The organism is Sorangium sp. So ce726 (assembly GCF_051521405.1).
GTDB lineage: Bacteria > Myxococcota_A > Polyangia > Polyangiales > Polyangiaceae > Sorangium.
The window spans coordinates 8,456,472-8,482,018 of sequence record NZ_CP150349.1; the positions used below are offsets into that span (position 1 = coordinate 8,456,472).

Sequence of the window (25,547 nt, forward strand, 5' to 3'; positions counted from 1 at the left end):
GCCTATTTCGACAACTCCGGTCCCGCAACCATGGACCCCTGGAGGGCATATGTCGCATTCCGCCACGCCAAAATCATCGCACTCCAACGGAAAATGGTTGGCTTGCGGCGCGCTGGCGCTCCTCTCCGTGGTGTCGCCGCTGATCCCGGGTCCGGCGCTGGCGCAGGGGGGATGCTACGGCGAGATCAAGACGTTCGCGACGGTTCCGGCGGCTCCGGGGTTCCCCGAAGGCATCGCGGTCCATGGGAATCGGGTCTACGTCTCCGGCCCAGCGACGTTCGGCACCGCAGGTCAAGGCCCGTCGACCCTCTCCGTATTCGACAGGGACAGCAAAGTCCACAAGAACACGATCGTGGTGGCGGGCGAGACGCTCTCCGCCGAGCATGCGCTGAGCTGCATCGCCGTCGATGATGACGGCCGCGTCTACGCGCTCAGCACGCAGCTCGGCCTTCTGCGCTTCACGAAGACTGGACACGGATATGTCCAGGAGACCTACGGCGATCCGCTGCCAGATCTACAGGCGTGCTTGATGGCCGCGCCGGGCGATGCGTGCTCGCCGACGCCCTTCCCGACGCCGCCGCTACCGAACGATATCGCCTTCGACGAGGAGGGTTACGCGTATGTGACCGACTCGCTGCAAGCGACGATCTTCCGCTACCCGCCCGGGGGCGGCGCGCCGGAGATCTGGTTCCAGAGCATGGCCCTCGTCGGCAGCGGCGACCTGCCGATCGGCGTGAACGGGATCCGGCTCGATCCGGAGCGGGAGCACGTCTATTTCTCGGTGACGTTCTCCCCGTCGGATACGAGCCTGGGGTCCATCTACCGGCTCCCGCTCGTCGACGCCCCCGAAGAGGCCGATCTGGAGCTGGTCCACGACTACGATGCTGGCGAGGCGCCCGACGGGTTCGCGTTCGGCAAGTCGGGGAAGCTCTATGTCGCGCTCGCGGCGGCCAACGCGATCTCGGTGCTCGACGAGTACGGGGTCGAGGAATCGCGCATCGACAGCGCACCAGGGGAGGAGATTCCCCTCGACGCACCCGCCAACGTGGCCTTCAACGACCCGGCACAGACGCTGCTCATCGTGAATCACGCGAGCTTCACCAGGGACCCCGCGCACTTCGGGGTGCTGAGGGTCTGGGTCGGCGACAAGGCCGATCCGCTCGAGAAGCCGTCGCTTCCTTGATGACGAGACCAGGGCTCCGGCCGGCGCCCGCGCCTCAGGCGAGGCCCCCGCGCCGGCGCACGATCCAGTGCGCGCCGAGCGCCGCGGCCGCCACCAGCGTCCAGGCCCAGGGGGGCAGGAGCGGCGCGACGTGGCGCTCGGCCGCCACCTGCGTCGCCGCAGGCAGCGACAGCGAGCCGGCGCCCGACGGGAGCACCGACGCGCCGCCCGTCGCGCGGGCGATCTCCTCCAGGCGGGCGACATCGGGGCGGGGATCGGCCCACTCGTCGCCGCCGCGCTCGCACGCGAAGTCGCGCCGCGTCGTCGCCCGCTTCTGGTCGCCTCCGGCGCCAGCGGCGCCTTCCGGGACGATCTCCACCGTGGCCGAATAACCCCCGGGCTCGAGGCGACCGGCGGCGAGCTCGACCGGCTCGCCCCCCTCGCCGATCGGCGCGGTCAACGTCTTCACGACCGCGCCGCTGCCGAGGCGCGCGATGGTCACCCTGGCCTCGCCGCGCTGCCCGGCGAGGGGGCGCAGCACGAGCGCCGTCTCCTCGCCCGCGAGGCAGCCGCCGCGCGGCTCGATGGCGGCAGGCTCGAAGCGCGGATCGCGCATGAGCCAGCCGAGGAGGGCGTCCCAGAACGCGCCGTGCGCGCGGCCCGCGGAGCTCGAGGCGAACGCGCTGAAGAGCAGGCGGTGGCTGCCGTCGAGCGTCAGCGCGATCGTCCGGCCGCTCTCGTGCTCGCCCAGCGAGAGCACCGGCATCGGCGCCCCCGAGGCCGTCGTGCGGGTCGGGTGCGTCATCAGCACCGTCGCCCCGGGGAGCGGATCGCCGACGACGTTGGTCCCCGGCATCTCCGGCATCTCGTCGCCGATCAGCGCGAGCAGCGGCGCGAGCACCGGCGCCGCGCGGCCCGCGGCGGTGATGCGCGGCACGAAGGCGCCGAGATCCACCTTGGGCGCGCGGCCGATGTCGAGATCCACCGGCAGGACGCGGGCGAGCCGCGTGCGCGCATAGTTGCCCGACACGAAGGCGTTCGGGCCACCCACCATGATGAGCCCGCCGCCCTTGTCGACATACTGGGCCAGCGCCGGGAGGTGCTTGGTCAGGCCGTACGGCGCGGCGTCGAAGTCCTGCAGGACGACCGCATCGAAGCTCGAGAGGTGGACGCTGAAGAGCTCGTCGACCGGGAACGGGATCAGCGCGAGCTCGTCCGATGACGCGTTCACCTCGTCGCCGGGCGTGCGCAGGATGAAGAAGGCCACGACGTCGACCGAGGCGTCGGCCTTGAGCCACATCCGGAGCGCGCGCACGTCGTACGTCGGCCGGCCCGCCACGTGGAGCACCCGGATGCGGTCGCGCGCGACGTCGAGCGTGATGTACCGGACGTCGTTCTCGGGGAGCTCGTCGCCGTCCGGCGCCTTGATCGACACCTCCAGGATGCGGGTGCCGGCGCGGTCGAGCGTCACGCCGAGCTCGACCGTGCCGACGCCGCCCTCGACGTGCGCCGTGCCCGTGGCGAGCGTCGTGGGCGCGCCTTGCTCGCGCAGCTCGCGGGCCACGACAGGGACCGCGTCGCACGCGAGGCCGCCGCTACAGCCGATGTCGATGCGGAGCGAGAGCGGCTGGTGGGCGACCGCGGCGCCGGAGGTGCGGACCGCGCGGACGCCGGCGTCGCGCACGGACTCGGTCGCCACCGCGACCGTGTGCACCGGGACGTCGAGCCCCTCCAGCGCGGCCCGCGTCGCCGCGGCGGTGTCGTCCGGGCCCGGGCGGTCAAGCCGGCCATCGGAGACGACGACGAACGCCGACGGCCGCTCGTCGGCGGCGCGGGCGAGCGCCTCGAGCGCGGCGCTGAGATCCGAGCGGCGCTGCGGCCGGCCTCGCGCGGACGCCGCGGCCGACGCGGGCGCCGCGGCCGGCGCCCCCGCATCCCTGTCGGGCGCCGGCACGGGGCCAGCGCTCCCGCCCGGCGCCGCGCCGCCGCCTTCGCCTGTCTGCGCGTCGGCCGGCAGCGGCGCCCCTTCGCCGAACACGTAGCGGGAGAGCCGGACGTCGGAGCGCTTCCCGAGCTCCTCGAGCGCCCGCTCGGCGCTGTCGCGGCGGGTCCCCGCGACGCCCGGCAGGTCCATGGATCGGGAGCCGTCGACCAGCACCACGACCTTGGGGCCGACGAGGCTCCCGCGCGACGTGACAGCGACCGGGCGGAGGATGGCGGCGAGCAGGCCGAGCACGGCGAGCGCGCCCGTGAGCGCCGTGACGAGCGCCGCCCGCGCGGACGCGGCGCCCGCCGCCCCGGCGGCGCGGCCGCGCGCGCGGGCGAGCTCGAGCACGAGCAGGCCGAAGCTCAGAGCGGCGACGACGCAGGCGACGGCGACGAGCGGCGACGAGAGGTCGCCCGAGGGCGCGAAGCTCCGGGTCACGGCCGCTCCGGGAGCGAGAGAAGCGCAGGAAGCGTGCGAGAAGAGGGAGTCCCGCTCGCCGCGCCGGCGTGGGAGAGCGACAGCGCGGGCAGCGAGTCGAGGGCGCGTGACACGCGCGGAGCCTAGTACATCGGGGCGGGGTGTCCCAGCCCGGCGCCGTTGCTGCGACCTCTCAGGCGACCTCGAACAACCGGTGAGCCACCTTGAAACGCCGGGTACGCCGCGCGTAGGCTCGAAGCCTTGTGACGATGCGCGAAGAGCTGGACGAGGCCGGGCGGCTCAGGGCAGAGAACACAGAGCTACGCGCGCGCGTCGAGGCGCTGGAGAAGGCGCTGGCGGAGCGCTCCAACGGTCACGCGCAGAACGGAGCTGCGCCGGGAGGCGCGGCAGGCGCGGAGGCCCTCGATGCGCTCGATGGGCTGCCCACGGCGGTGCCGGCGCTGATCCACTGGCGCCTGGATGGCACGGTGACGCACTGGAACGACAGCGCCGAGCGCATCCTCGGCTGGAGCGCGAGCGACGCCGTCGGTCGCAGGCTGGTCGACCTCGTGGGCGCAGACCCCGTGCCCCCGGACGCGGTGCGGGCGTTCAACTTCGCCCGGACGGAGAGCCGGTTCTCCATGACCATGAGCGAGGGCAGGACGAAGGAGGGGAGCGCGCTCCTCTGCCGATGGACCTACGCCGTGCTGCGCGACAGCCGAGGCGACGTGCACGAGATCGCGGCGCTCGTCGATGACACCAGCAACAAGCGGCGGAGGGAGAAGACGGTGCAGGGTCGGTACCAGCTGCTCTTGCAGCTGGTGGACAACGCGCGCAGCTCCATCTTCGTCAAGGACAGCGCGGGGCGCTACGTCTTCGTCAACCGCACGCATGCGCGAGCGATGCACAGGCACGCCCTCGAGCTCATCGGCAGAGAGGAGGCCGAGCTGAGCACCCTGGACCCCGAGGCCATCGAGAGGATCGTGGCGAGGGAGCGAGAGGTGCTCACCGGCGGGCAGATCATGCAGTTCGAGGAGGAGTTGCGGGTGGGCGACGCTCACCGCCATTTCTTCACCGTCAAATTCCCGATCCACGACGATCGCGGCGCGCCGATCGGTCTGGGTGGCATCGTGACCGATATCACGTCCCTGAAGCGCGCAGAGGCGGAGCGGGCCGCCCTGCAGGAGGAGGTCATCTCCGCGCAGCAGGCCGCCCTCCGGGAGCTCTCCACGCCGCTCATCCCGCTCGCCGACCGGGTGGTCGCGATGCCGCTCGTCGGGACGATCGACAGCGGGCGCGCGGAGCAGATCATGGAGACGTTGCTCTCCGGTATCAGCAGCCAGGGCGCCCACACGGCGATCCTGGACATCACCGGCGTGCGCGCCGTGGACACGCATGTCGCGGACGCGCTGACGCGCACCGCGCGCGCCGCCCAGCTGCTCGGCACCCGCGTGGTGCTCACCGGCGTCCGCCCGGAGGTGGCGCAGACGCTCGTCACGCTCGGCGTGGATCTCTCCGGGATCACCACGCTGAGCACGCTGCAGAGCGGCATCGCGCACGCCCTCCGCCACGCCAGACGGTAGCTGAGCGCGCCCAGATACCAGAGCTCCTGGCCGCTCAGCCCTCCTGTGTGAGGTACTGGAGGAGCGCGGCCTCATCGCTCGTGATCAGCCGCTCGATGCCGTCATCCCTCGCGAGGCGCTGGATCTGGAGCGCGCCGACGACGCTCTGCACGAGCACGCCGACCCTCCGGAAGCCCCGCAGCCAGTGCGGTCGGAAGCGCTTCATCGTCGCTTCGAACGACGGATCGTTCCTGCCGGGGACGGCGCGGATATCGATGAAGAGGGCGTGATGGGAGCGGCCCAGCCTGTCGAGGACGCGGATGAGCTCTTCCATCACGGCCTCGATCTCCTCCAGCGAGGTGAACGGCCTGCAGCTGCGGACGGTCCAGACGACGCGAAGGGACGCGTCGAACAGCACGGTGAAGTGGTCGTCTTGCCAGACCAGCTTCGGAGCAGCGGCGAGGCGACCCGAAGTCATCGCGCCTCACGGCCGCGAGGGCGCGGAGCGGGGTCGGCTGTCGTCGATGGCGCGGCGGCGCATCAGGAACGGCGCGTGCACCTGGTCGTCCTTGTAGTTCGAGCAGAGCACGTACATCGCGATGTTCACGGCCAGGCGGAACGCGCGCTCCCGCTGCGCCTCGCCCCCGGGCGTGACCTCGACGCTCGGCCCCCCGCCCTCCGAGCGCGCCAGGGCGCCGGCGAGGTCGTGGTCGGAGAAGATCACCTGCGGCATGCCGCCGCGCACGATCGCGGAGAGCTTCGGCGGGCCCTCGACGCGGCCGACGGCGCGCGGAAGGAGATAGAAGGAGCGGAAGACGACGTTCTCCGTGCCGATCGGGATGGGAGAGCCCTCCGGCAGGACGCGGGCGAGCTCGCGCCGCGCGGCGCGGCCGAACGCGCCGCTCCCCGGGGCGAAGTCGTCGACGAGGAGCACACCGCCGAGCGCGAGGAAGCGGCGCAGGCCGAAGACCTCCCGCTCGGTGAGCGGCGGGAGGTCGCCCTCGCCGCCCCAGAGCGCGAACGGCTCGGCGAGCAGCGCCGGGTCGTCGGCGCGGACCGTTGTCGGGTTGCGGCGCGCTGGCGCGCTCGTCCGCCGCTCCAGCTCGAACGACCAGCGCGCGGGGGCGGTGGCGCGCACGCCTTCCCATCGCGCGTCGCCCGTCAGCAGCGGCCGCGGGTTCCACGCCCCCTCCTCGCCAAAGGCGCGCACAGGGCGCGGCACCGCGAGGAGGAGCAGCGCGGAGACCAGCACCAGCGCCGCGGCCGCGAGGCGCCGCGGCCGCGCCACGGCGAGGCGCCGCGGCTGGGCCGAGGCGGCGGGGCGCGAGGGCGGCAGCGCCACCTCACCGCCCTGGCCGTGCGGCCGGCGAGCGCCGAGCCGGCCGAGCCATCGTCTCAATCGAAGTCCTCGACCCGCCATACGCCCGCCTCGCGCCGGAGCTTCACCTCGTGCCCACCCGGGATCTGCACCGTCGCGGAGTCGCCGGCAATCCGGACCTCGAGGCCCTCGGGCTGAGCGAGCCCCTCGACGAGCGAGCGGAGGTCGCTCTCGATGGCGGCGCGCGTGGCCGGCGTGAGGACGCGCAGCAGGCCGGCGTAGCTGCGGCGCGCGAGTACGCGGCGGAGCTGCTCGAGGGCCTGCTCGGGGGTGCGGCCGCCCGCAGGCAGCGCGTCGGCGGCCGAGATCCGGAAGGCGTGCTCGCGCTCGTCGAGCTCGAGGGTCGCGATCTCGCCGTCCGGGTAGCGGACGCGGGCGCGGGTCTTGACCACGACCCCGGGCGCCGTGACGCTCCGCGCCTGCTCCGCGAGCTCGGCGCGCGCCTCGGCGACGCGCCGCCGCACCTCGTCGCGCGACATCGCGGTGCGGCTCTTGTCGCTCAGCATGCCGTAGATCGCGTCGGCGTCGCCGCGCGCCGCGGCGTCGGCGTAGACCTGCACCGCCTCCTTGGGATCGGGGAGCGAGGACGACGCGCAGGCGAGGCCGGACAGCGGCAAGAGCGACAGGAGCGGCAGCGGCAGCCGCGGCGATCGGGGCAATCGCGGCAAGAAAAGCGCGAGCAGCGAGGTGAGGGCGCGCGGCACGGGACGAGCCTAGTACATCGGCGGCGGCGCGTCCCAGCGCCATGGACGAGCGCGGCGGCCGCCGTGAGGGGCCCGGCCGTGGTAAGCCGGCTCCTTCCGCGCCTCGCCTTCCCGCTCCACGACCTGAACGAAGCCGCCGCCGCATGACCGACGTTGTTGGAAAGCTCTGGGGGTTCTGCCACACGCTCCGCCACGACGGCATCGACCACGGGGACTACATCGAGCAGATCACCTACCTGCTCTTCCTGAAGATGGCCGCCGAGCGAGGCATCGATCTCTCGCGCATCGAGCACAGGACGCCCCGCGGCGAGGTCGATGCGACAGACTGCTCCTGGCCTGCGCTGCGCGCGCGCAGCGGGCAAGCGCTGCTCGACCGCTACGCCGACGTCCTCCGCTCCCTCGACGGAGCCCCCGGCGTCCTGGGGGAGATCTACGCGGGCTCGCAGCCGCGATTCAAGAGCCCCGCGAGCCTCGGGAAGCTCGTCGACCTCATCGACGAGATCGCGTGGACGCGCCTCGGCGTGGACATCCAGGCCGCGGCGTACGAGGGCCTCCTGGAGAAGGCCGCCGCCGAGGGCAAGAAGGGCGCGGGGCAGTACTTCACGCCCCGCGCCCTGATCCAGTCGATCGTGCGGTGCATCAGGCCCGATCCGCAGGGGAAGCCCGGCTTCGCCCTCTGCGACCCGGCGTGCGGCACCGGCGGCTTCCTTGTCGCCGCCTGGGAGTGGATCGAGGCCGAGGCGCGGGGCGCGCTCGACCGGGAGGCGGCGCGCCGGATCAAGGCCGGGGCGTTCTTCGGCCAGGAGCTCGTCGCGCGCCCCCGCCGGCTCGCCCTGATGAACCTGTACCTCCACGGGATCGAGCCGAGGATCACCCTCGGCGACTCGCTCGACGCCCCGCCGCCGGACGAGCGGTTCGACGTGATCCTGACGAACCCGCCGTTCGGCACGAAGGGCACCTACGAGACGCCGCGCCGCGAGGACTTCGCGATCGCGACAGCGAACAAGCAGCTCAACTTCATCCAGCACGTGCTGACGATCCTGAGGCCCGGCGGCCGGGCGGCGATGGTCCTGCCGGACCATTGCCTGTTCGCCGACCAGGCAGGCGCGGTGCTCGAGATCCTCGCCAGGGGCTGCGACCTGCACACGGTGCTCCGCCTGCCGCACGGGACCTTCACGCCGTACAGCGCCGGGGTGAAGGCCAACGTCGTCTTCTTCACGAAGGGCCGCGCGACGGAGAGGGTCTGGATCTACGACGCCCGGACGGGCGTCCCGTCGATCACCAAGAAGGGCCGGCCGCTCTCTCCGGCGCACTTCGCGGAGTTCGAGCGGTGCTACGGCGGCGACCCCGACGGGCGTGGAGCGCGCGAGGCGGCGAGCTCCAGCGAGGGTCGGTTCCGCAGCTTCGAGCTCCGCGAGGTGAAGGAGCGAGAGTTCAAGCTCGACGGGCTGAGGTGGCTCAAGGAGGAGTCGGTCGACGAGGCCGGCGAGCTGCCCGAGCCGGAGGAGCTGGCGACCGACGCCCTCCAGGAGCTGACGGAGGCGGTCGCCGCGCTGAACCGCGTGCTCGCGCTGCTCGAGGGCGGGGCAAAGGCGGCGGAGGCGTGAGCGGGCCGCTGCCCGAGGGATGGGCCGAGACGACGCTCGCGTCGATCTGCTCGCACCGGAGCGGGAGCTCGAAGCTCATCAAGGGGAAGCTCCACGCCGAGCAGCGGCCAGGGCGCTACCAGGGGTTCAGCGCCGCCGGCCCCGACGTGTGGTGCGACGGCTGGGAGCACGAGGGTGATGCGGTCGTGGTCTCCGCCGTGGGGACGCGGTGCGGGAAGGCGTTCAAGGCGCGCGGGCGGTGGTCGGCGATCGCGAACACCCACGTGGTCTGGCCGAATGAGCGGGCCATCGACGTCGACTACCTGTTCCTCCACCTCAACGACGAGGGATTCTGGGTGAAGGGCGGATCCGCGCAGCCGTTCGTGAAGGTGCGCGAGACGTTCGAGCGGCCGTTCTCTCTGCCTCCCCTCCCCGAGCAGCGCCGCATCGTCGCGAAGGCCGAGGCCCTGCTCGGTGAGGTGGACGCGGCGAAGGCCCGGCTGGCGAGGTCGTCGCTGCTCCTCCGGCGGCTCCGGCAGGCCGTGCTGGCGGCGGCGTGCTCGGGGAGGCTCACCGAGGACCTGCGCGCGCCGGGCGCCGCTGCGCCGGCCGCGGGACCGGCGGAGCCCCTGCCGCGCTCGGGGCCTGCCGCGCCCGGGGCGAGCAGCGACGGTCCGGGGCGTCCCCTGCCGCCGTCCTGGGCCCTCTGCCCGTTCGGCTCCCTGGTGGACAACCACGATGGCCGACGCGTCCCCGTGAGCTCCGCGGTTCGAGTGAGGCGCCGGGGGCCGTATCCGTATTACGGCGCGTCGGGGGTCATCGACTCGATCGATGGCTACCTGTTCGACGGCGATTACCTGCTGATCGCCGAGGACGGCGCGAACCTCCTGTCGAGGAACACCCGGGTGGCGTTCGCCGCGAGCGGGAGGTTCTGGGTGAACAACCATGCTCATGTCGTCCAGCCGAAGGCCGGCGTGGTCCTCGGGTACCTCGAGCTGCTGCTGAACTCGCTCGACCTGCAGCACCACGTGACCGGCTCGGCGCAGCCGAAGCTCACGCAGGCGGCGCTCAACGGCATCCCCGTGCCGGTGCCGCCGACGGAGGAGCAGACGGAGATCGTCCGCCGCGCTCAGGCGCTCTTCGCCCTCGCCAGCGAGGTCGAGGAGCGCGTGGCCCGGGCCGCGGCCCGGGCCGACAGGCTCCCGCACACGATCCTCGCGAGGGCGTTCTCCGGAGAGCTCGTCCCCACCGAGGCGGCGCTGGCTCGCGCGGAGGGGCGGGCCTACGAGCCGGCGGATGCGCTGCTGCGGCGCGTCCGGGGGATGGGGTGAGCGGATAGCTCCGCCTTCATATCCCGCCTCTACGGAACTCCTGTTGTTGTCGGTCCCGGAATTGGACCCCGACTGGCTGACGGACCTCCTTGCCAAGAGGAAGGTCGCGAACCAGTGAGTGAACCATGGCGGCCGCGATTGAAACGCCCCTGAAGGTCGAGATTACCGAGCATCTCTGGATCACCCTGAAGGATGGTTGCCGCCTCGCGGCGCGCCTATGGCTGCCGGAAGGAGCGCGCGAAAAGCCGGCGCCGGCCATCCTGGAATACATCCCCTATCGCAAGCGGGACGGAACCCGCGCCCGTGACGAGCCGATGCATGGCTATTTCGCCGGCCACGGCTATGCCGTGCTGCGGGTCGACATGCGCGGATCCGGCGAGAGCGACGGGCTGCTGTGGGACGAGTACCTGAAGCAGGAGCAGGACGATGCCCTCGACGTGATCGCCTGGATGGCGGCGCAGCCCTGGTGCGACGGCCATGTCGGCATGATGGGCAAGTCCTGGGGCGGGTTCAACTGCTTGCAGGTGGCGGCGCTCAGACCGCCGGCCTTGAAGGCGGTGCTCTCGGTTTGCTCGACCGACGACCGCTACCTCGACGACATCCATTACATGGGTGGCTGCCTGCTGAACGACAACCTGTGGTGGGGCACCATCATGCTGGTCTATCAGGCCCGCCCCGCCGACCGGGAGCTCTTCGGCGGCGGTTGGCGCGACAACTGGCGGAAACGGCTGGAGCAGATGCCGTTCTGGCCGGCGCTTGCGATGGTCCATCAGCGGCGCGACGATTACTGGCGGCACGGGTCGATCTGTGAGGATTGGAACGCTATCCAGGTGCCGGTCTCTCTGGTCGGCGGCTGGGTCGATTCCTATACCAACACGGTGCCGCGGATGCTGGAGCACCTCAAGGTGCCGCGGAAGGGCATCATCGGGCCCTGGGCGCACGTCTACCCGCACGACGGAACGCCGGGCCCGGCGATCGGCTTCCTTCAGGATGCCATCGCCTGGTGGGATCGCTGGCTGAACGGCATCGAGAACGGCGTCGACGAGGAGCCGATGCTGCGCGCCTGGATGCAGGACTACACGGCGCCGGAAACGACGCGAAGTCATCATCCGGGACGCTGGGTGGCCGAGCCGAGCTGGCCGTCGCCGGACATCCAATCCTGTTATCTCCATCTCAACAAGGACGGCCTCGCGCCGGTGAGCGGCGCCGAGGACGTCTTGGCGCTGCGCTCGCCGCACCATGTCGGCCTTCAGGGCGGGGAGTGGATGGGGGCAGGCTGCGTCGGGGAGCTGCCGGGCGACCAGCGGATCGACGATTTCGGCTCGCTCACCTTCGACACCGCACCGCTCAAGGAAGCGATGCAGATCCTCGGCGCCCCGAGGCTGGAGCTGGAGTTCACCAGCGATAAGCCGGTGGCGCAGCTCTGTGCCAGGCTGTGCGACGTGGCGCCCGACGGCGAGGCGCTGCGGGTCAGTTTCCAGGTCATCAACCTCACCCACCGCGACAGCCACGCGGAGCCGACCCCGCTCGAACCCGGCAAGCGCTACAAGCTGAAGCTGGTATTGAATGCCTGCGCGCATCGCTTTGCAGCCGGCCATCGCCTGCGGATATCGCTTTCCAGCGCCTACTGGCCGCTGATCTGGCCGGCACCGGAGCGCGCGACGCTCGGCATCATCACCGGCGCCAGCCGCCTCATGCTGCCGCATCGAAAGCCGCAAGTGGCCGACGGCGGCGAACCCTTCCTGAAGCCGGAAGCGGCACGAGCGACGCCGACCACCCAGGTGAGCGCGGGCAGCGTCACGCGCTCGGTGACCTTCGACATCACCTCGGGTGCGGTCACGACCGTGACGGATACAGTGGGCGTCTTCGGAGAAGGGCGCCAGCGCTTCGACGAGATCGGCACCGAGGTGCTGCACCATATCCGCCGCGAGCTCCGGATCGCGCCGGACGATCCGCTCCGCGCGTCCTTCACCTGCCGGCAGACGTATGTGCAGTCGCGCCCGGGCTGGGACATCCGCATCGAGGTGGTGACCATGCTCCACGCCGACCGCGATCATTTCTATATCAACGGCGAGCTCGACGCCTTCGAGGACGACATCCGCTTCGCCAGCCGTGAATGGCGGGAGAAGATCAAGCGGGATCTGATCTAAGGATCAACCGGGGAAGAGCTCGGGCGGCAAGGCGATCTGGGTCATCGCCGGGAACGACACGGTCGTCGAGGATATCGAGTTCACGGGCACCGCCGTCCCTGATCAGAACGGCGCGGGCATCTCGCTTCCTCGGCCCCCGCACGCGTCCACCACCGTCCCTCCACGGTAGCTCCTCCCGCTTCTGGAATCGACACGGGCCGCCTTCCGTTATTCTCAGCGCGTCTCATCGGATCGCCTTCCGCCCGCGGCTCCACGCCGTCATCGCGGGTCCGATCCGATGAGACGCATGATCCCGAGGAGGCGCTGATGAAGGTGAGGATCGTCGTGAATTACGTCCCCCGCTATCGCCGGGGCCACCGCTTCCACTTCGTCCCGCCGGTCACCGGGATCCACCTCGCGGCCATCACCCCGCCGGAGCACGAGGTCGAGCTCTTCCACGAGCAGGTGCGCCCTGTCCCCGTCGACGCCTCGCCAGATGTGGTCGCGCTCTCGTTCTTCTCCGGCTTCGCGCGCCGCGCGTACGCGCTCGCCGATCGCTACCGGGCCCTCGGCGTGCGCGTCGTCGCTGGCGGGCCGCATGTCTCGTACTGGATCGAAGAGGCGCTCCAGCACGTGGACGTGGTGGTCACCGGGGAGGCCGAGGCGGTCTGGCCCTCGGTCCTGCGCGATCTCGCGCGAGGCACGCAGCGCCGCGTCTATCACGGCGAGCCCGCCTCGCTCGCCGGGCTGCCGACCCCTCGTTACGATCTGCTCGAAGAGCGCTTCCTCGTCCCCCGCGTGCTCCAGGCGACGCGCGGCTGCCCGTTCACGTGCAGCTTCTGCACGGTGCCCGACCTCAACCCCGGCTTCCGCGTGCGCCCCGTCGACGAGGTGATCCGCGACATCGCCACCACGCATTTCCCCCGCTTCTGGCAGGAGAAGGTCGCGTGGTTCTGGGACGACAACCTGCTCGTCCAGCGCCGCTGGGCCAAGGAGCTCCTGCGCGAGCTCGCCGGGCTCGATCGCTGGTGGCTCACGCAGGCATCCATCGATATCGTCAAGGACCGAGAGCTCCTCGACGCGATGGAGCGGTCCGGCTGTATCGGCATCTTCCTCGGCATCGAGAGCCTCGACGAGGCCGATCTCAAGAGCGTCGACAAGCGCCAGAACCGCGCGCGCGAGTACCGCGAGGCCATCCGGAAGCTGCACGATCGCGGGATCTGCGTGATGGCAGGCTTCATCTCGGGCTTCGACGATCAGACGCCGGAGGTCATCGCCTCCACGGCCGATCGGCTGAACGAGATCGGCGTCGACGTCCCGTTCCTGAGCATCCTCACGCCGTTCCGGGGCACGCCGCTCTACGACGAGCACCGGCGAGACGGGCGCATCCTGGAAGAGCGCGACTGGCCCCATTACAGCGGCTATGGGGTCGCCTTCCGGCCGGCGCGCATGTCCCCCGAGCAGCTCCTCGCCGCCCACCGCCAGATGTGGAATCGCGCCTTCGGCCCGGCGGCGGTGCTCGAGCGCCTCGCGCGGGGCGCGCGGTCGTTGAGCCGCGGCGCCATGATGCTGTCGGCGGCGATGAACGGCTTTTACGGCCTGAAGCAGATCACCGGCAACGAGCCAGCCGCGCCGCCGCTCGATCCGAAAGGGACGATCCGGCACCCCGCGCCCGGAGACGCCCCGACCCGGCTCTCGCGCCTCGGCCTGAAGCGGGACGGCATCGGGAGCTCCCAGTGATCACGGAGTTTACAAACCCGACCTGGTACACACCCGAGGGTCGAGCTAGGGCAAATCTCTGATCTCGGACGTGCAGGCGCCCTCGTCGCAGCGCGCCGCGGCCGCCTGCTCGCTCTCTTTCTCGAGCCGCCGGCCGTCCTCCGCGAGCGGCGGATGCGACGGGCAATCGCACAGCGGCGAGCCGGCGAGGCACGCCGCCTCGGCGGCCTCGAACGCTTCCTTGTCGTCCGCGTCCACGCCGACGACATGGTCATCTTCGCCGCACGCCGCGCCGCCCAGCGTCGCCCACGCAATGAAAGAACCACGAGCCAACCAGAGAAAGCACCTGTGTGTCATGGCCGCCGCGTCGAGCACGGGACATGCCCGCTTCGGCACGAGAGAAACACGCTGGTTTTCTGTGCCATGGCGAGCCACGACGTGGCAGCGCGCGGCAGGGCGATCAGGCCGAGTTCGGGGGAGGCGGTCATGCGTGCCGGCGTCCATGAAGATGCGATTACTACGATTGTAACAGACTTGAAGAGCATGCGTGTCGTGCGTGCATCGAACCACGGCCCCAGGTCGAACCAGCCGTACGGTCACTTGACGCCGGAGGCGCAAGCGAGGGATGCTCCGGCGCCATGGCGGGCTCGAAGCGTGTGAACGCGTCCCTGGCGATGGCGCTGATCGGGCTTGCGGCGGCCGGCGGGTGTACCGTGCTGGCGGGGCTGGACGAAAGCTACCATCTGGTGGGCGGAGGCGGCGGGACCGGCGGCGGCTCGACGGGGGGCGAGGCCGGCGGCGACTCGACCGGCGGCGAGGCCGGCGGCAGCGCGGGCGGCAGCTCGACGGGAGGCGAGGCGGGCGCTGGCGCGGGCGGCGAGGTCGGCGCCACGGGCGGAGCCGGTGGCGACACCGAGTGCGCGACCTGCTCGTTGCCCCCCTACGACACCGACGATCCGGCCGATATGTGCGAAGCGTCGGCCGAGATCTACGAGGTGCTCATGGACTGTCTCTGCGCTGCCTGCGGCGCGGCGGAGGACTTGCCGTGCTATGGCGCGTGCGGCGCCGGCGAGGGGCGGAGCGCCGAGTGCGATGACTGCCTCGCCTCCGTGGCCGCCGAGGTGGAAGGCGAGTGCGAACCGGAGGTCGCCGCGTGCGAGTTCGACACGGGCGAGTGAACTCGGCCCCCCGAAAGCACGCGGGATGTACAGCGGCACGCCCGGAATCGGGAGCTCCGGGCATCTCGGCCAGGTCGCCCGGATCCCATCAACACCGCGCCTTTACGGCTCCGCCCCGGCCTCGCGGGGTTCCGCGCTCGCTCAGCAGGGCGTGAACATCTCGGCGCCGAGATACGTGTTCGTAGACTGGCTGTTGACCGGGTTGCCGAGATAGTCGTAGCACTGCACGTTCACCTGGGTGTCCGAGCCGACGCCGGTCCAGTACGAGACCTTGCAATACTGGTTGCCATAGCTGTACGCCGTCACCATCGCGGTCGAGTTGTACGACAGCATGTTGGGGTACCGGACGAAATGCGAGCCGACGGGCGCGTTGTGCCCCGCGCTGATGCCCGGGCCGAAGTAGCAAGGATGCAGCGTGTTGTACAGACCCGTGTAGCTCGCGGGCGGGGTGTATGACGACGACACCGGGTCGCTCGCCCACGCGAAGCCGCCCACGCGGCCGGTGCTCGGAATGCCGCGGTGATAGCTGAGGCTGAACAGGCTGTCGGCCGGCGCGCCCGCCGCGCCCCAGCAGCGCACGTCGATGACGGTGTCGGCGCCGCTCGGGTTCCAGCTCGAGACGTTGCAGTACTCCATGCCGCCGCCGTAGGCGGTGACATGCGTGGTGCTGCCGGTGGCGGACATGCCCGGAATGCGGACACTGTACTGACCGGTGCCCACGCGGGTGATGGTGCTGTACTGGCTGCCGCTCGTGTACTGGTACGTCGTCGAGGGCGTGTACGGCCCGTTGAGCGTGGCGGACGCCTGGTCGTTCCACAGGTACGCGCCGCCATAGCTGTTGTTCTCGCGCGAATAGAGGGCGACGAAATACGTGTTCACGGGGGCGCCGCCCACCGTGTGGCAGCGGACGTTCACGCGGAGCGTGGTGGCGAGGGCGCCGGTGCCCCACGACGCTACCTTGCAGCGGTCGCTGCCGCTGCCGTAGCTCGTGACTTGCACGTTGCCGCCGGCGCCGGCGAGGTTCGGGAAATCGACGTAGTAGACGCCCGTGCTCGTGTTGGTGATCGTGTTGGTGCCGCCCGCCGAATTGTAGGAATACGAGGCGTTGGCGTTGATGGTGCCCACGCCGGTCAGGGTCGACCACACCCAGCCGAAGCCCTGTGTGGACGAGCTGGAGAGCATCGCCTCCTCGGCGCTGCCGGTGTCCTCTTCGGAGAGCGCCGCGGCCTCGGGATCCTGCGCATCCGCGACGCAGCCGACCGCGACCGTGGCGGCGAGCGAGGCGAAGGAGGACACGAGCACAGCCAAGATGCCATTCTTGAGCGTCGACATGGGGAGACCTCTCGGGGTGAAATAGAGACTGGAGAGCGCGCCCTCTCTCGCGGTGCGCAGCTTCGTGGCGACGCGGGGGCTCATTGCAGCGCGCGGGCCAGACGCACGAGCATGCGAGCTGCTGCGGGTTTCCGGGGGTTCTCGCGTGGAGGGCGGGGCCGCCGGTGGTCCGGGCGTCACACGCGGCGGCGGGATTGTCGCCTGGCAGGTGACAGGGGCTGGCCCGTATCCAGCGACTCGCCGCCGGGTCGGCGAGCGAGGGAAACAGCCCGGGAGATCAGTAGAAGGCCCACGCGAGGAGGGCGCTCGCGCGCAGCGCGCCGCGGCCCGCGAGCCACGCGTCGGCGGCCATGCTCCTCCCTCGGGCGTCGCGGTGACGCCGGACATCGATCCCTGAGCGCGCGCTCGTCATCGCGGCGCCGCCCAGATGCTGCAGCAATGGAAGCGCTCCCGGCCCGAGCCGCGCGATCTGGGCCCCGCTTTTGTGCCCACCTCGAGGATGTACACGGTGTCCGCGTCCACGGCGAGCCTGGCGGGGTGCCTGTGCCGGGCGCCGAGGATGCGCAGGGCGCGCTTCTCCCCGCTCCGGCTGACGACCTGCGACGAGCTCCAGTCGTCCTCGCACCGCGAATAGAATAGATCCGCTCCACGCGCGGCGAAGCTGCAGTTGAAGTTGTGAGACAGGGAGCGATCGAGCAAGCTCCCCAGGCGAGGCAGGGCGCGGAAACCATCCTCTCGAGAGAGGCTGAAGAGGTCGTCGTCCGCTGCCCAGAGCAGCGCGTCGCCGCTCGCGCTGAAGTGGAACGCTGGCACCCGAACGCGCGCCAGCACCTCGGGGCGCCCCCCCATCTTGTCGACCCGTAGCAGCCGCGTGCCGCTGGGGCCGTCGTCGGACAGGTAGACGTACAGATCGTCGATGGCGAGCTTGTCCGGGTTCTCCAGGCCCCTCATGAGCACTTCGATCGGACCGCCTCGCTTCGGGAGCTTCAGCGCGGCGCGTTGTGCTCGATCCACCCAGTACACGCTCGTTGCGTCGACCGCCACGAGCTCCGGCAAGGCCGCCGACCCCCAGAGATCCTCCCGCGACGCGCTCGGACCGTAGCCGTAGGGCTCCGGCGCCGACAGCGCGCGGGCGACGTCGTCGGACATGACCAGCATCTCCCTCGAGCCTCCGGTCAGGCCCGCGCGCACCAGCCGGCCGTCCACGGTGAGAAAGTAGGCATGGGCCTCCTCGAGCGCGGGCGCAGCGCCGAGCTGCTCGAGCTTCAACGCGGGCGTGGAGGCGCCGCCGCGTTTTGGCATCGCCCAGAGCACGTCACCGCTCTCTTGTCGCGTCGTGTAGTAAAGGTCCAACCCCAGGACAGCGATGGATCCGATAGGCACGTCGTCGAGCGCCACGAGCCGCCGCGCGCGGGGGGCCTCCGGATCGAGCCGGAGCAGCATCCTGGAGGAGAGCGCGTAGAGCTTCCCTGCGATCGGATGGATGGTCCACGACCTGTCTGCAGGCGGAAGCGCCGCGACCTCTTGCCAAGCTCCGCCCGAGAGGGGCGCCCTGAACAGCGCCTCGTGAGAGGCTCGATAAAGAGAGCGGCCATCGCTCGAGAACGTGTAGTCGCTCCGCATCGTATCGCGCGCGCGCGCCACCGGGATCGCTGGACCTCCTGCCGCCGGCTGCCGCATCAGGTCGTCCCCGCTCCTCCAGTACGAAAAGCCCGAGTCCACGAGCTCGATCCGGTCGATGGATGGCCCGCCCGGCGCGGTCACGACGACCGTGGGCGAGCCGCCGCGCCTGGAGAGCCGGAGCGCTGGATCGCTAGCCCTGACTGTCGACAGCGCGCCAGGAAGGGACGCGGTCACGGTCGGCTCGCCGAAAGCATCCACCTCGTCCATCAACCGCGCGCCGCCTTCGAGATCGAGCCGAAGGAGGCCGTGTCCTCGGCTCTCGGTGAAGTACAGCGCGCCCGCATGGATGCCCCTCAAGGACAGCTCCGGCCTGCCGTCGAAGTCCGTATCCGCCACGGCGATGATGTCGAGCACGGGTCGCTGCTCGGGCTCTTCCTTGCCCTCGTCCCAGAACAGGAGATCGAACTCGCTCACGGGCCGCGGAGGCGGCGCGGCCCCGCAGCCCATCACGACCATCGCCCCGCCCAATGCACCGGCGCGCACGATCTCGCGAAGACTCCGGCTCCCCCTGCGGGACGCCCCGCGCCTCCACCCCTGGCCGCCCATACGCCTGAGCGTATCACCTCATGGCTTGTGGCGCGGCGACCGCGCGGGCATGAAGCCCGCTCATGCCCCTTCGAGAGCTCCTCCCCATCGTCCTCCTCGGCGCAGGAATCGCGCTCGGGGCGGGGAGCGCGGCCTGCGCCGCGCGACAAGGCTCGACCGGCGCGAGCTCGTCGAGCGTCGCCGCGCAGCCGGCGCGGCCGAGCGCACCGGCGGGCGCCTCCGCGGCGGCGCCGGCGCAACCGGCGGCGAGCGACCCGGCCGCGCCCGAGGGCGCTGCACCCGAAGCGCCGCCCGCCTCGGCCGAGCAGATCGCGCGCCTCCCGCCGGGCGCCGCGATCTACGCCTCGCTTCGCAACAATGCCCTCGACGTCGCCGTCCAGTATGTGCCCCAGATCGCCGAGGTCCTGATCGAGGCGAACCGCGCGCTCGGCAGCCAGGATCCGCCGGATGTGACGCTCGCGAAGGCCGGCGTCGATCCGCGCAGGCCGATCCTCGGCGCCGTGGTGCCCGCGTCCGAGAAGAGCGCGCGCGCGGTCGTCGACGCCATGGCGAAGGGGGCCTCGGGCAAAGCGCTCGAGAAGGTCGTCCGCGGGCACGCGGCGGACGCGACGCGGGTGCGGCTCCTCGTTCCGCTGGTGAGCGGGGCGGACCCGCGGCGCGCCCTGGCGACCGTGATTGACGTTCTCACGGGCGGCGCCCCGCTGGACGCGTGCCCGGGTGCGGTGCGCTGCGCCGGCTTCGGCGCTCGGGCGCCGCTCGGCGTGGCGCAGGGCGGGATCGCCGCCGTCGCGATCTACGCCGACGGCGCCGACCTCCGGCTCGACGTCGTGCTGTCGCTCTTCGGGTCCGGCGGCGATCCGGCCGCCCTGAAGGAGCTCGTCGCGTTCGGCGAAGAGGTCGGGGGCCCGGAGGGCCGGTGCTCCAGGTTCGACGCCAGCCCCGTGGTGTCGGTGTGCCTCGATCCCGACCGGATGGGCGAGCTGGGCGCGACGGACGGCTACGGCAAGATCGTGAGGGCGCTCTCCGGAGGCCACGTCGATCCGAAGGTGATCCCGAGCATCGCCGCCCAGGGCCTCGCCGAGGCCCGGCAGAACCTCTGGCTCGCCGCGCCGACGCGCAGGCTCGCCAGCGACGGCACCCTCGGGGTCACCGTGCAGGGCAAGCGGAGCCGCTTCGTCGCGTCGTGGGCCCTGACGGACGCCTCGCGCGGCGGCGTCGAGAAGGCATTCACTGCCGAGCGATGCGCCGTCGGCGATGCGGCGGTCACGGAGCTCTTGCCGGCGCTCCGCGCGGCGGTCGGCGATCCGGGGAAGGGCTTCGACGACCCGAAGAAGGTCGTCACAGCGTTCGAGGAGGCAGGCTGGCCGGGCTATCTGATCGCCGCCGCCGGCACATGGACAAACCTGCTCGGCGTGATCGCAAGTGTGCTCGAGCAAGGCCCCGGGACCGACCCCGACTACCATGTGTGCGCCCGATACGACAACGGGCGGCTCGTCCTCGTGTCCGAGATCCGGAGATGACAGCGCGCCCCTCGCCGGGCACCCAGGCCGCGCCGGCGCGATGGTACAAGAGGAGAACGCACCTGCCATGAGCACCGCCCTCCCCGCCTCCTTCACCGATCTCCCGCTGCTGCGGGGCCGCAATCCCCTCGCACGCCGCATCGAGACCCGGCACGGATTCCCCATCCTCCCCGGCGGATTCCCGGTCGTGGGCCACATGCCGGCGATCGCCGTCGACGAGCTCGACCTGCTCCGCGAGGGCCAGCGCCGCTTCGGCTCCCTCTTCTTCTGGGCTCCTGGCGTCGACGCCTGGCAGCTCATCTACGCCTCGAACGAGGCGTTCTCGCTCTTCAAGAGCAAGGCCGTCGACTCCTCCTATCTGACCGAGGGCGGCGTCGGCCACCTCTTCGGTCAGACGCTGATGGCCCACGACGGCGCCTCGCACCGCCGCCTCCGCACCGCGATGAACGGGCCCTTCTCGCCGAAGGGCCTCGACGCCGCGGAGGTCGGCGCGATCGTCGCGACCAGCGTCGGGCGCAAGGTCCGCTCGTGGCTCGGCCGGCGCGACGTCCTGCTGCTGCGCGAGACCCGCGAGCTCGCCCTGGAGGTGATGTTCAAGATCACCGGCGTCGAGGACGACGAGCTCCCCGAGTGGCGCCACTATTACGAGGATCTGATGCTCGTGATCCTCAGCCTGCCCTTCGACGTGCCGGGCTCGCCGCGGCGCCGCGGCCTCCGCGCCCGAGCATGGCTCGACGAGCGCATCGGCCGGATCCTCGCCGGCGTGCGCGCCCGCGGCGACGCGAAGGGCCTCCTGCCGGCGCTGCTAGAGGCCCGCGACGAGGACGGCGAGCCGCTCTCGGAGCAGGATCTGATAGGCAACCTCCGCCTGCTCCTCCTCGCTGGCCACGAGACCTCGGCCTCGGTCATGGCCTGGTGCGTCGCCCACCTCGCCGAGAGCCCCGCGGTCTGGCGCGCGCTCCGCGAGGAGGCGTCGAGCGCGCCGGATCTCCCGCGTTCGCCGGCGGATCTCCGCCGCTTCCCCTTTGCCGAGGCCGTGTTCCGCGAGGCGCTCCGCCTCCATCCACCGGTGGCTCACGATGCCCGCCGCGCCGTCGCCGATTTCGAGCTCGACGGCCGCGCCGTCCCTGCAGGGACCCACGTGGCGATCCCGCTGGTCCTGCTCTCCCGCGATCCGGAGCTCTACCCGGATCCGGACAGCTATCGCCCCGAGCGCTGGCTCGGCCGCAAGGAGGCGCTCTCGCCGCTCGAGATCGCCCAGTTCGGCGGCGGCGCGCACTTCTGCCTGGGCTATCACCTCGCCTGGATGGAGATCGTCCAGTTCCTTGTCGCGCTCGGGCGGGAGCTCCCGGCCTCGGGCCCCAGGCTCCAGGACGGATTCCCCGCCTCGCGCTACCTCCCGGTGCTCCGCCCGTCGGGGAGCGCGCGTGTCCGATTCGACGGCTGAAGCGCCGCGTCCGGCGACACCATAACAAGCGGTCCGTCGCGCGGTTTATGGCGCGATTGTATAGCAGCGCTCATCGGGCCGTTTCGCGCGGAGCGCCGCGGGGCGCGGCTGCGGTGTCTTGCAGCCCGGAGGCTGCGAGCCGTTCCCGTCGGCGTATCCCGCCTCTCTCCCGCCCGACGTCGCCGCGATAATCAGCTGGCAAATCCCATCTGATTCATCGCCTTGTCGGGCCGCATCTGTTCACCATCAGGAGAGCACTTCGGCGGCGTTCTTCGCCGCAAGGACGTTGTCGATCCAGCGGTCGAGGGTCGCAATGTCCGTGCACGCCTGGATGCGAGCGCTCTCGCTCTCGGTGAGCACGATGTCTGCACGCGCCAGCAGCCGCAGCAGCGTGTCCCTCTTGCCCTCGAGCTTGCCCTCACGCATGCCCTTGAGCTCGCCCTCACGTAGGCCCGCGAGCTTGCTGCGATCCATCAGCTCCCGCACGAACGGAAACCTCTCCTCGCCTTCGATCTGCCGTTCCATGACCAACGCCTCCAGAGCCCGCCGCATGGGCTCACGCAACCCGCTCCAGATGACCTGAAAGTAGACCATCGCGTGCTCCTGGTCGAGCCGGCCGAGGCCAACGAGCGCCGCCTGGACCACGGCGAGCCCCTTCGGCCCGTTGCCGTGCGCCACCGCCGAGAGCACGGCGAGCTCGGTCTCCCTCTCCGCGTCGGCTGGGTCGGTGATCTCGGGGACGACGGCCGGACCGAGCACCAGCGGCTCGACGTGGCCGAGGCCTAGGCCGAGGTCGATGCTCTCCGCCGCCCAGGAGGCCACGCCGACGTCCGGTGCGACCACGAGGACGACGGTGCCGCAGCGCTTCCTGGCGCGCACGACCGTGACGTACGTCGGCCACGAGAACTTCTTGTCGGGATCCTCGTCGCGCTGGATCTCGACGACGATCGCCAGCACGAGCGCGCCGCTCGCGCCTCGAAGCTCGAGCACCAAGTCGGCGCGGAACTCCACTGGGATGAGCTGGTCGAGCGACGACTCGACCACCGCGACCGACGCGTGCGGCGGCACCTCGACGTGGAAGAGCGTCGCGAGCAAGCGGGGAGCAAGCTCCGGGTGCTCACGGAACATCTCGACGAGGGCGTTGTGCTCGAGCGTCGGCATGACGCTCGGCCTCGAGCCCCCCCCGTGCCGACACGAAACGACGGGAAAACGCGAGGAGAGATCCGCCTCAGGGGTGGCGGCGCCATGGCGGATGGAGGCGGCCACGACGCATCCCTCCATGGCAGCCCGGCCCAACGACTTGGTCTTCTGCCGCGCGTGGGTGCGCGCAGCGCGCCCGCGCGTCGGTCAGCCGAAGCCGCCGGACCAGATCTGTCTAGATCGTTGCCTTCTGCAACCTCTCCCACCAAAGCAGGGCAAGCACGAAGTGTTCGTCTCTGGCTCGCAGGCGACGATCGTGGCCACGGTGCGTGGCGCGCCTCTCAATCGGCTCCGGCGAGCAACCGCTCGATCTCGTGCATCGTCTCGACGTCATCGCCGACCATCGCCTTCATCGACCGGATCCTGCGGCACACGATCTCAGCGATCTTGTCTTCAACGGTATCGTCGGCATACGCCCAGTAGACCTGCGCAAAGCGTCCATCGCGGTGACAGCGGCCCTCGATCTGCGCCATCTGGATCGCCGACCACCGCAGATCGTGGATCACCTCCGAGCGCGGCACCTCGTTGTGCTCGCCCTGGTGGAGCGAGATCCCCTCTTCCACGGTGAAGAGCACCACGCGCGGCTCGCCGCGCTGGAAGCGGAGGCGCTCGGCCTCCTTCTCGCCGGCCGGCAGCGCGCCGTGGATCAGCGCGCACGGGACGCGCTCCCGGGCCAGCGCGGCCTCCACGGCCTCGAGCGTCTCCATGAAGGCGACGGAGACCGCGACCTGATGCCCGTTGTCGAGCAGCTCACGCACCAGCTCTACGGTGCCGGCCACGCGGATGAGCGAGCTCTTCTGTCGCAGGCGCAGCGTCGCGGCGAGCGCCGACCTCGGGTTCGCGCCCTTTGGCAGGAGATCCATCTCCCGGCGGAACGCGGTCCACGCCTGCGCGTAGAGCTCGCGCGCGGAGGCGTCGAGCTCGAGCGGGGTGAGGATGCGGTTGATCTCGGGCCAGCCGGCCACGTCCTCCGGGCGACGCCGCATCCCAACCGCAGGACGGCCGTCGAACAGGAGGGCACGCACCTTCTCGCAGTCCGCCGGATCGCCGCGCCAGTCCCACCTGCCGAACGCGCCGCGCGCAACGCCGAGCCCCTGGCCTTCGCACCACTGCTCGAAGTCCTTCAGATCCGCCGAGCGGCTCCCGGTTGCGCTCGCCAGGAGCGGCGCGAGATACGACAGCTCCAGCGGGTTCTGCCCGGCGGTGGCCGAGAGCCACAGCACGAACCGTGCGCGTGCGTTGAGCTTGACCGCGAGCTTGGAGCGCGCCGCCGCCGGGTTCTTGCAGCGATGGCTCTCGTCCCAGATCACCACGTCGAACTCCGCGGCGCTGCCGGCGCGCGCAAGGCCCTTCTTCGATCGGATCCTTCGCCGCGCCTCCGGGCTCACCTCGAAGAGCTTGCCCAGACGATCGTAATTGATGATCACGATCTCTTTGCCTGCGTCGCCCATGGCCTGAACCGTGCGGCGCCAGTGCGCGACGACGGCGAGCGGACAGACGATCAGCACCGTGGTGACGTCCGGCATCCCGAGGACCGCTGCCCAGGCGGTGATCGTCTTGCCGAGGCCGACGTCGTCGGCAAGGAGGAACCCGGCGCGCCTGGCGGCCTTCGCGGCGGCGATGGCCCGCACGCCGTCCAGCTGGTGCGGGCGGAGGACCATCGCCCCGGCGGGGGCGGCCGGCGCGGGCGCGGGGTCGTCGTTGAGCTCGTGCTCGATGCGTCGCTCCCACGAGTACGGCGCGGCGCGGAACGGCGCGAGGGCCGGCGGGAGCGTCTCTGCGCGAACGACGAACACGCCGTGCTCCGCGTCCCAGCGCGCGCCGCTCGCGGACGCGACCGCGCGCATCGCGAACGGGACGTCGAGCACATGGGCTCGCTCCGGCGCCGCACGCGGAGCAGGGGCCGCTGGAGCGGCCGCTCTGGAAGCTTTACGCGGGGCCGACACCGTTCGCTTGGCACGCATCGTCGTCATGACGACCCTGATACCAGCGCGGACGCGCGCCCGCGCTAGAAGACGCCGCGCATGGCGGCACCGAGGTGCAGGATCTGGAGCGGCGTGTCCGAGGGCGTGCGGATGGGGCGGAGCTGGTATTCGAGGACGAGCGTGGGCTGCGCGTCCTCCTCGGGGAAGAGCGCGAAATCGAGGCCAGCGCCCGCGTAGAGATCGGCGCGAAGCGCGTCTCGCTCGCCGCCGACCTCACCGCCCAGGCTCAGAAAGGGATCGATTCGCTCGTAGGCCGTCACGTGGGCGAAGGCGAGCGGCCGGAACTGGCCGCCGAGCGCGAGCACGCCGCCGCCGCGCCCCTCCACCTGCTCATAGCGGAGCGCGCCGGCGAGCCCGATTCCGCGCACGCTCATCGAGGCGCGCAGGCTCACCCCGCCCGGCTCCGCCCAATCGCTGATCGCGCCTGCAGCGCCTATCTGGGCCTGGCCCCAGAAGCGGAGCTCATTGAGCGCCTCGACGATGGCGGAGCCCATGCCGGTGAACGCGGGCGCCGAGTCCGAGGCGCTGGCCGCGGCAGGAGACACGAGCGCGGCGGCCACGGTCGCGGCGCCGAGGACGCGCCCCGCGGGCGAGCGCGCGCCGAGGCGGGGGCGCGGGAGGGCCTCATCCAGGGTGGGCGGCGCGGCGGCGCTCATCGCGCGAGCCTATCACCCCTCGCGT

The 25,547-nt window shown here is 71.3% G+C and carries 20 protein-coding genes; 9 read left to right on the plus strand and 11 right to left on the minus strand.

Translation table 11 applies throughout. The annotated features are described in order from the left end of the window. Window positions 1–97: 97 nt before the first annotated feature. On the plus strand, window positions 98–1,183 hold the full coding sequence (locus WME79_RS31080) for an SMP-30/gluconolactonase/LRE family protein (protein ID WP_437522202.1): 1,086 nt from the start codon (window positions 98–100) through the stop codon (window positions 1,181–1,183). A gap of 34 nt (window positions 1,184–1,217) precedes the next feature. Here WME79_RS31080 and WME79_RS31085 read toward each other — a convergent pair whose 3' ends face one another. Beyond that, window positions 1,218–3,587, minus strand: a complete 2,370-nt coding sequence (locus WME79_RS31085) for a glutamine amidotransferase (protein WP_437522204.1) — start codon at window positions 3,585–3,587, stop codon at window positions 1,218–1,220. Between the two features lie 248 nt (window positions 3,588–3,835). Between WME79_RS31085 and WME79_RS31090 the strand changes: the two genes are divergently transcribed. After that, the gene (locus WME79_RS31090) at window positions 3,836–5,149 is read left to right on the plus strand and encodes a PAS domain-containing protein (RefSeq protein WP_437522206.1); all 1,314 of its coding nucleotides are present in this window, start codon (window positions 3,836–3,838) and stop codon (window positions 5,147–5,149) included. 34 nt (window positions 5,150–5,183) lie between these two features. On the opposite strand, the gene WME79_RS31095 is transcribed toward WME79_RS31090, so the two are convergent. From WME79_RS31095 to WME79_RS31105, 3 genes are read right to left on the minus strand one after another with little or no spacing between them, the layout of a single operon-like run. Further along, window positions 5,184–5,606, minus strand: coding sequence for a hypothetical protein (locus WME79_RS31095; RefSeq protein WP_437522208.1), 423 nt, complete (start codon window positions 5,604–5,606; stop codon window positions 5,184–5,186). A 6-nt stretch (window positions 5,607–5,612) separates the two neighbouring features. Continuing rightward, complete coding sequence (locus tag WME79_RS31100) at window positions 5,613–6,527, minus strand: DUF4159 domain-containing protein (protein ID WP_437522210.1); 915 nt, start codon at window positions 6,525–6,527, stop codon at window positions 5,613–5,615. After that, window positions 6,524–7,210 (minus strand): hypothetical protein, encoded by a 687-nt coding sequence (locus WME79_RS31105; RefSeq protein WP_437522212.1) that lies wholly within the window; start codon window positions 7,208–7,210, stop codon window positions 6,524–6,526. The genes WME79_RS31100 and WME79_RS31105 overlap by 4 nt, the downstream gene beginning before the upstream one ends. 143 nt (window positions 7,211–7,353) lie before the next feature. On the opposite strand from WME79_RS31105, the gene WME79_RS31110 reads away from it, so the two are divergent. The 4 genes from WME79_RS31110 (at window position 7,354) to WME79_RS31125 (ending at window position 13,996) form a co-directional block, all read left to right on the plus strand. Continuing rightward, on the plus strand, window positions 7,354–8,817 hold the full coding sequence (locus tag WME79_RS31110; protein ID WP_437522214.1) for an N-6 DNA methylase: 1,464 nt from the start codon (window positions 7,354–7,356) through the stop codon (window positions 8,815–8,817). Further along, window positions 8,814–10,127, plus strand: a complete 1,314-nt coding sequence (locus tag WME79_RS31115; protein ID WP_437522216.1) for a restriction endonuclease subunit S — start codon at window positions 8,814–8,816, stop codon at window positions 10,125–10,127. The genes WME79_RS31110 and WME79_RS31115 overlap by 4 nt, the downstream gene beginning before the upstream one ends. A gap of 125 nt (window positions 10,128–10,252) precedes the next feature. Continuing rightward, the gene (locus tag WME79_RS31120) at window positions 10,253–12,277 is read left to right on the plus strand and encodes a CocE/NonD family hydrolase (RefSeq protein WP_437522218.1); all 2,025 of its coding nucleotides are present in this window, start codon (window positions 10,253–10,255) and stop codon (window positions 12,275–12,277) included. A gap of 306 nt (window positions 12,278–12,583) precedes the next feature. Then, on the plus strand, window positions 12,584–13,996 hold the full coding sequence (locus tag WME79_RS31125; RefSeq protein WP_437522220.1) for a B12-binding domain-containing radical SAM protein: 1,413 nt from the start codon (window positions 12,584–12,586) through the stop codon (window positions 13,994–13,996). 45 nt (window positions 13,997–14,041) lie between these two features. Here WME79_RS31125 and WME79_RS31130 read toward each other — a convergent pair whose 3' ends face one another. Beyond that, a complete protein-coding gene (locus WME79_RS31130) occupies window positions 14,042–14,308 on the minus strand; it encodes a hypothetical protein (protein WP_437522222.1) in 267 nt (88 codons plus the stop codon). A gap of 305 nt (window positions 14,309–14,613) precedes the next feature. On the opposite strand from WME79_RS31130, the gene WME79_RS31135 reads away from it, so the two are divergent. Further along, a complete protein-coding gene (locus WME79_RS31135) occupies window positions 14,614–15,153 on the plus strand; it encodes a hypothetical protein (RefSeq protein ID WP_437522224.1) in 540 nt (179 codons plus the stop codon). 141 nt (window positions 15,154–15,294) lie between these two features. Here the strand turns inward: WME79_RS31135 and WME79_RS31140 are convergent, their stop codons facing one another. From WME79_RS31140 to WME79_RS31150, 3 genes are all read right to left on the minus strand, one after another. Beyond that, window positions 15,295–16,485, minus strand: coding sequence for a hypothetical protein (locus WME79_RS31140; protein ID WP_437522226.1), 1,191 nt, complete (start codon window positions 16,483–16,485; stop codon window positions 15,295–15,297). 277 nt (window positions 16,486–16,762) lie between these two features. Continuing rightward, a complete protein-coding gene (locus WME79_RS31145; protein WP_437522228.1) occupies window positions 16,763–16,897 on the minus strand; it encodes a hypothetical protein in 135 nt (44 codons plus the stop codon). Beyond that, window positions 16,894–18,651: a hypothetical protein gene (locus tag WME79_RS31150; protein WP_437522230.1), complete on the minus strand. Its 1,758-nt coding sequence runs from the start codon at window positions 18,649–18,651 to the stop codon at window positions 16,894–16,896. Before WME79_RS31150 ends, WME79_RS31145 begins: the two co-directional genes overlap by 4 nt. A 125-nt stretch (window positions 18,652–18,776) precedes the next feature. Between WME79_RS31150 and WME79_RS31155 the strand changes: the two genes are divergently transcribed. Both WME79_RS31155 and WME79_RS31160 read left to right on the plus strand, forming a co-directional pair. Then, the gene (locus tag WME79_RS31155) at window positions 18,777–20,234 is read left to right on the plus strand and encodes a hypothetical protein (protein WP_437522232.1); all 1,458 of its coding nucleotides are present in this window, start codon (window positions 18,777–18,779) and stop codon (window positions 20,232–20,234) included. Between the two features lie 67 nt (window positions 20,235–20,301). Beyond that, window positions 20,302–21,681, plus strand: coding sequence for a cytochrome P450 (locus WME79_RS31160; RefSeq protein WP_437522234.1), 1,380 nt, complete (start codon window positions 20,302–20,304; stop codon window positions 21,679–21,681). Between the two features lie 246 nt (window positions 21,682–21,927). Here WME79_RS31160 and WME79_RS31165 read toward each other — a convergent pair whose 3' ends face one another. The 3 genes from WME79_RS31165 to WME79_RS31175 all read right to left on the minus strand — a co-directional run bounded on the left by WME79_RS31165 (window position 21,928) and on the right by WME79_RS31175 (window position 25,522). Beyond that, window positions 21,928–22,842, minus strand: coding sequence for a hypothetical protein (locus WME79_RS31165; protein ID WP_437522236.1), 915 nt, complete (start codon window positions 22,840–22,842; stop codon window positions 21,928–21,930). A gap of 320 nt (window positions 22,843–23,162) precedes the next feature. Further along, a complete protein-coding gene (locus tag WME79_RS31170; protein WP_437522238.1) occupies window positions 23,163–24,749 on the minus strand; it encodes an SNF2-related protein in 1,587 nt (528 codons plus the stop codon). 140 nt (window positions 24,750–24,889) lie between these two features. After that, window positions 24,890–25,522 carry a hypothetical protein gene (locus tag WME79_RS31175; protein WP_437522239.1) on the minus strand — a complete coding sequence of 211 codons (633 nt, stop codon included), beginning with the start codon at window positions 25,520–25,522 and terminating at the stop codon, window positions 24,890–24,892. Window positions 25,523–25,547: the final 25 nt, after the last annotated feature.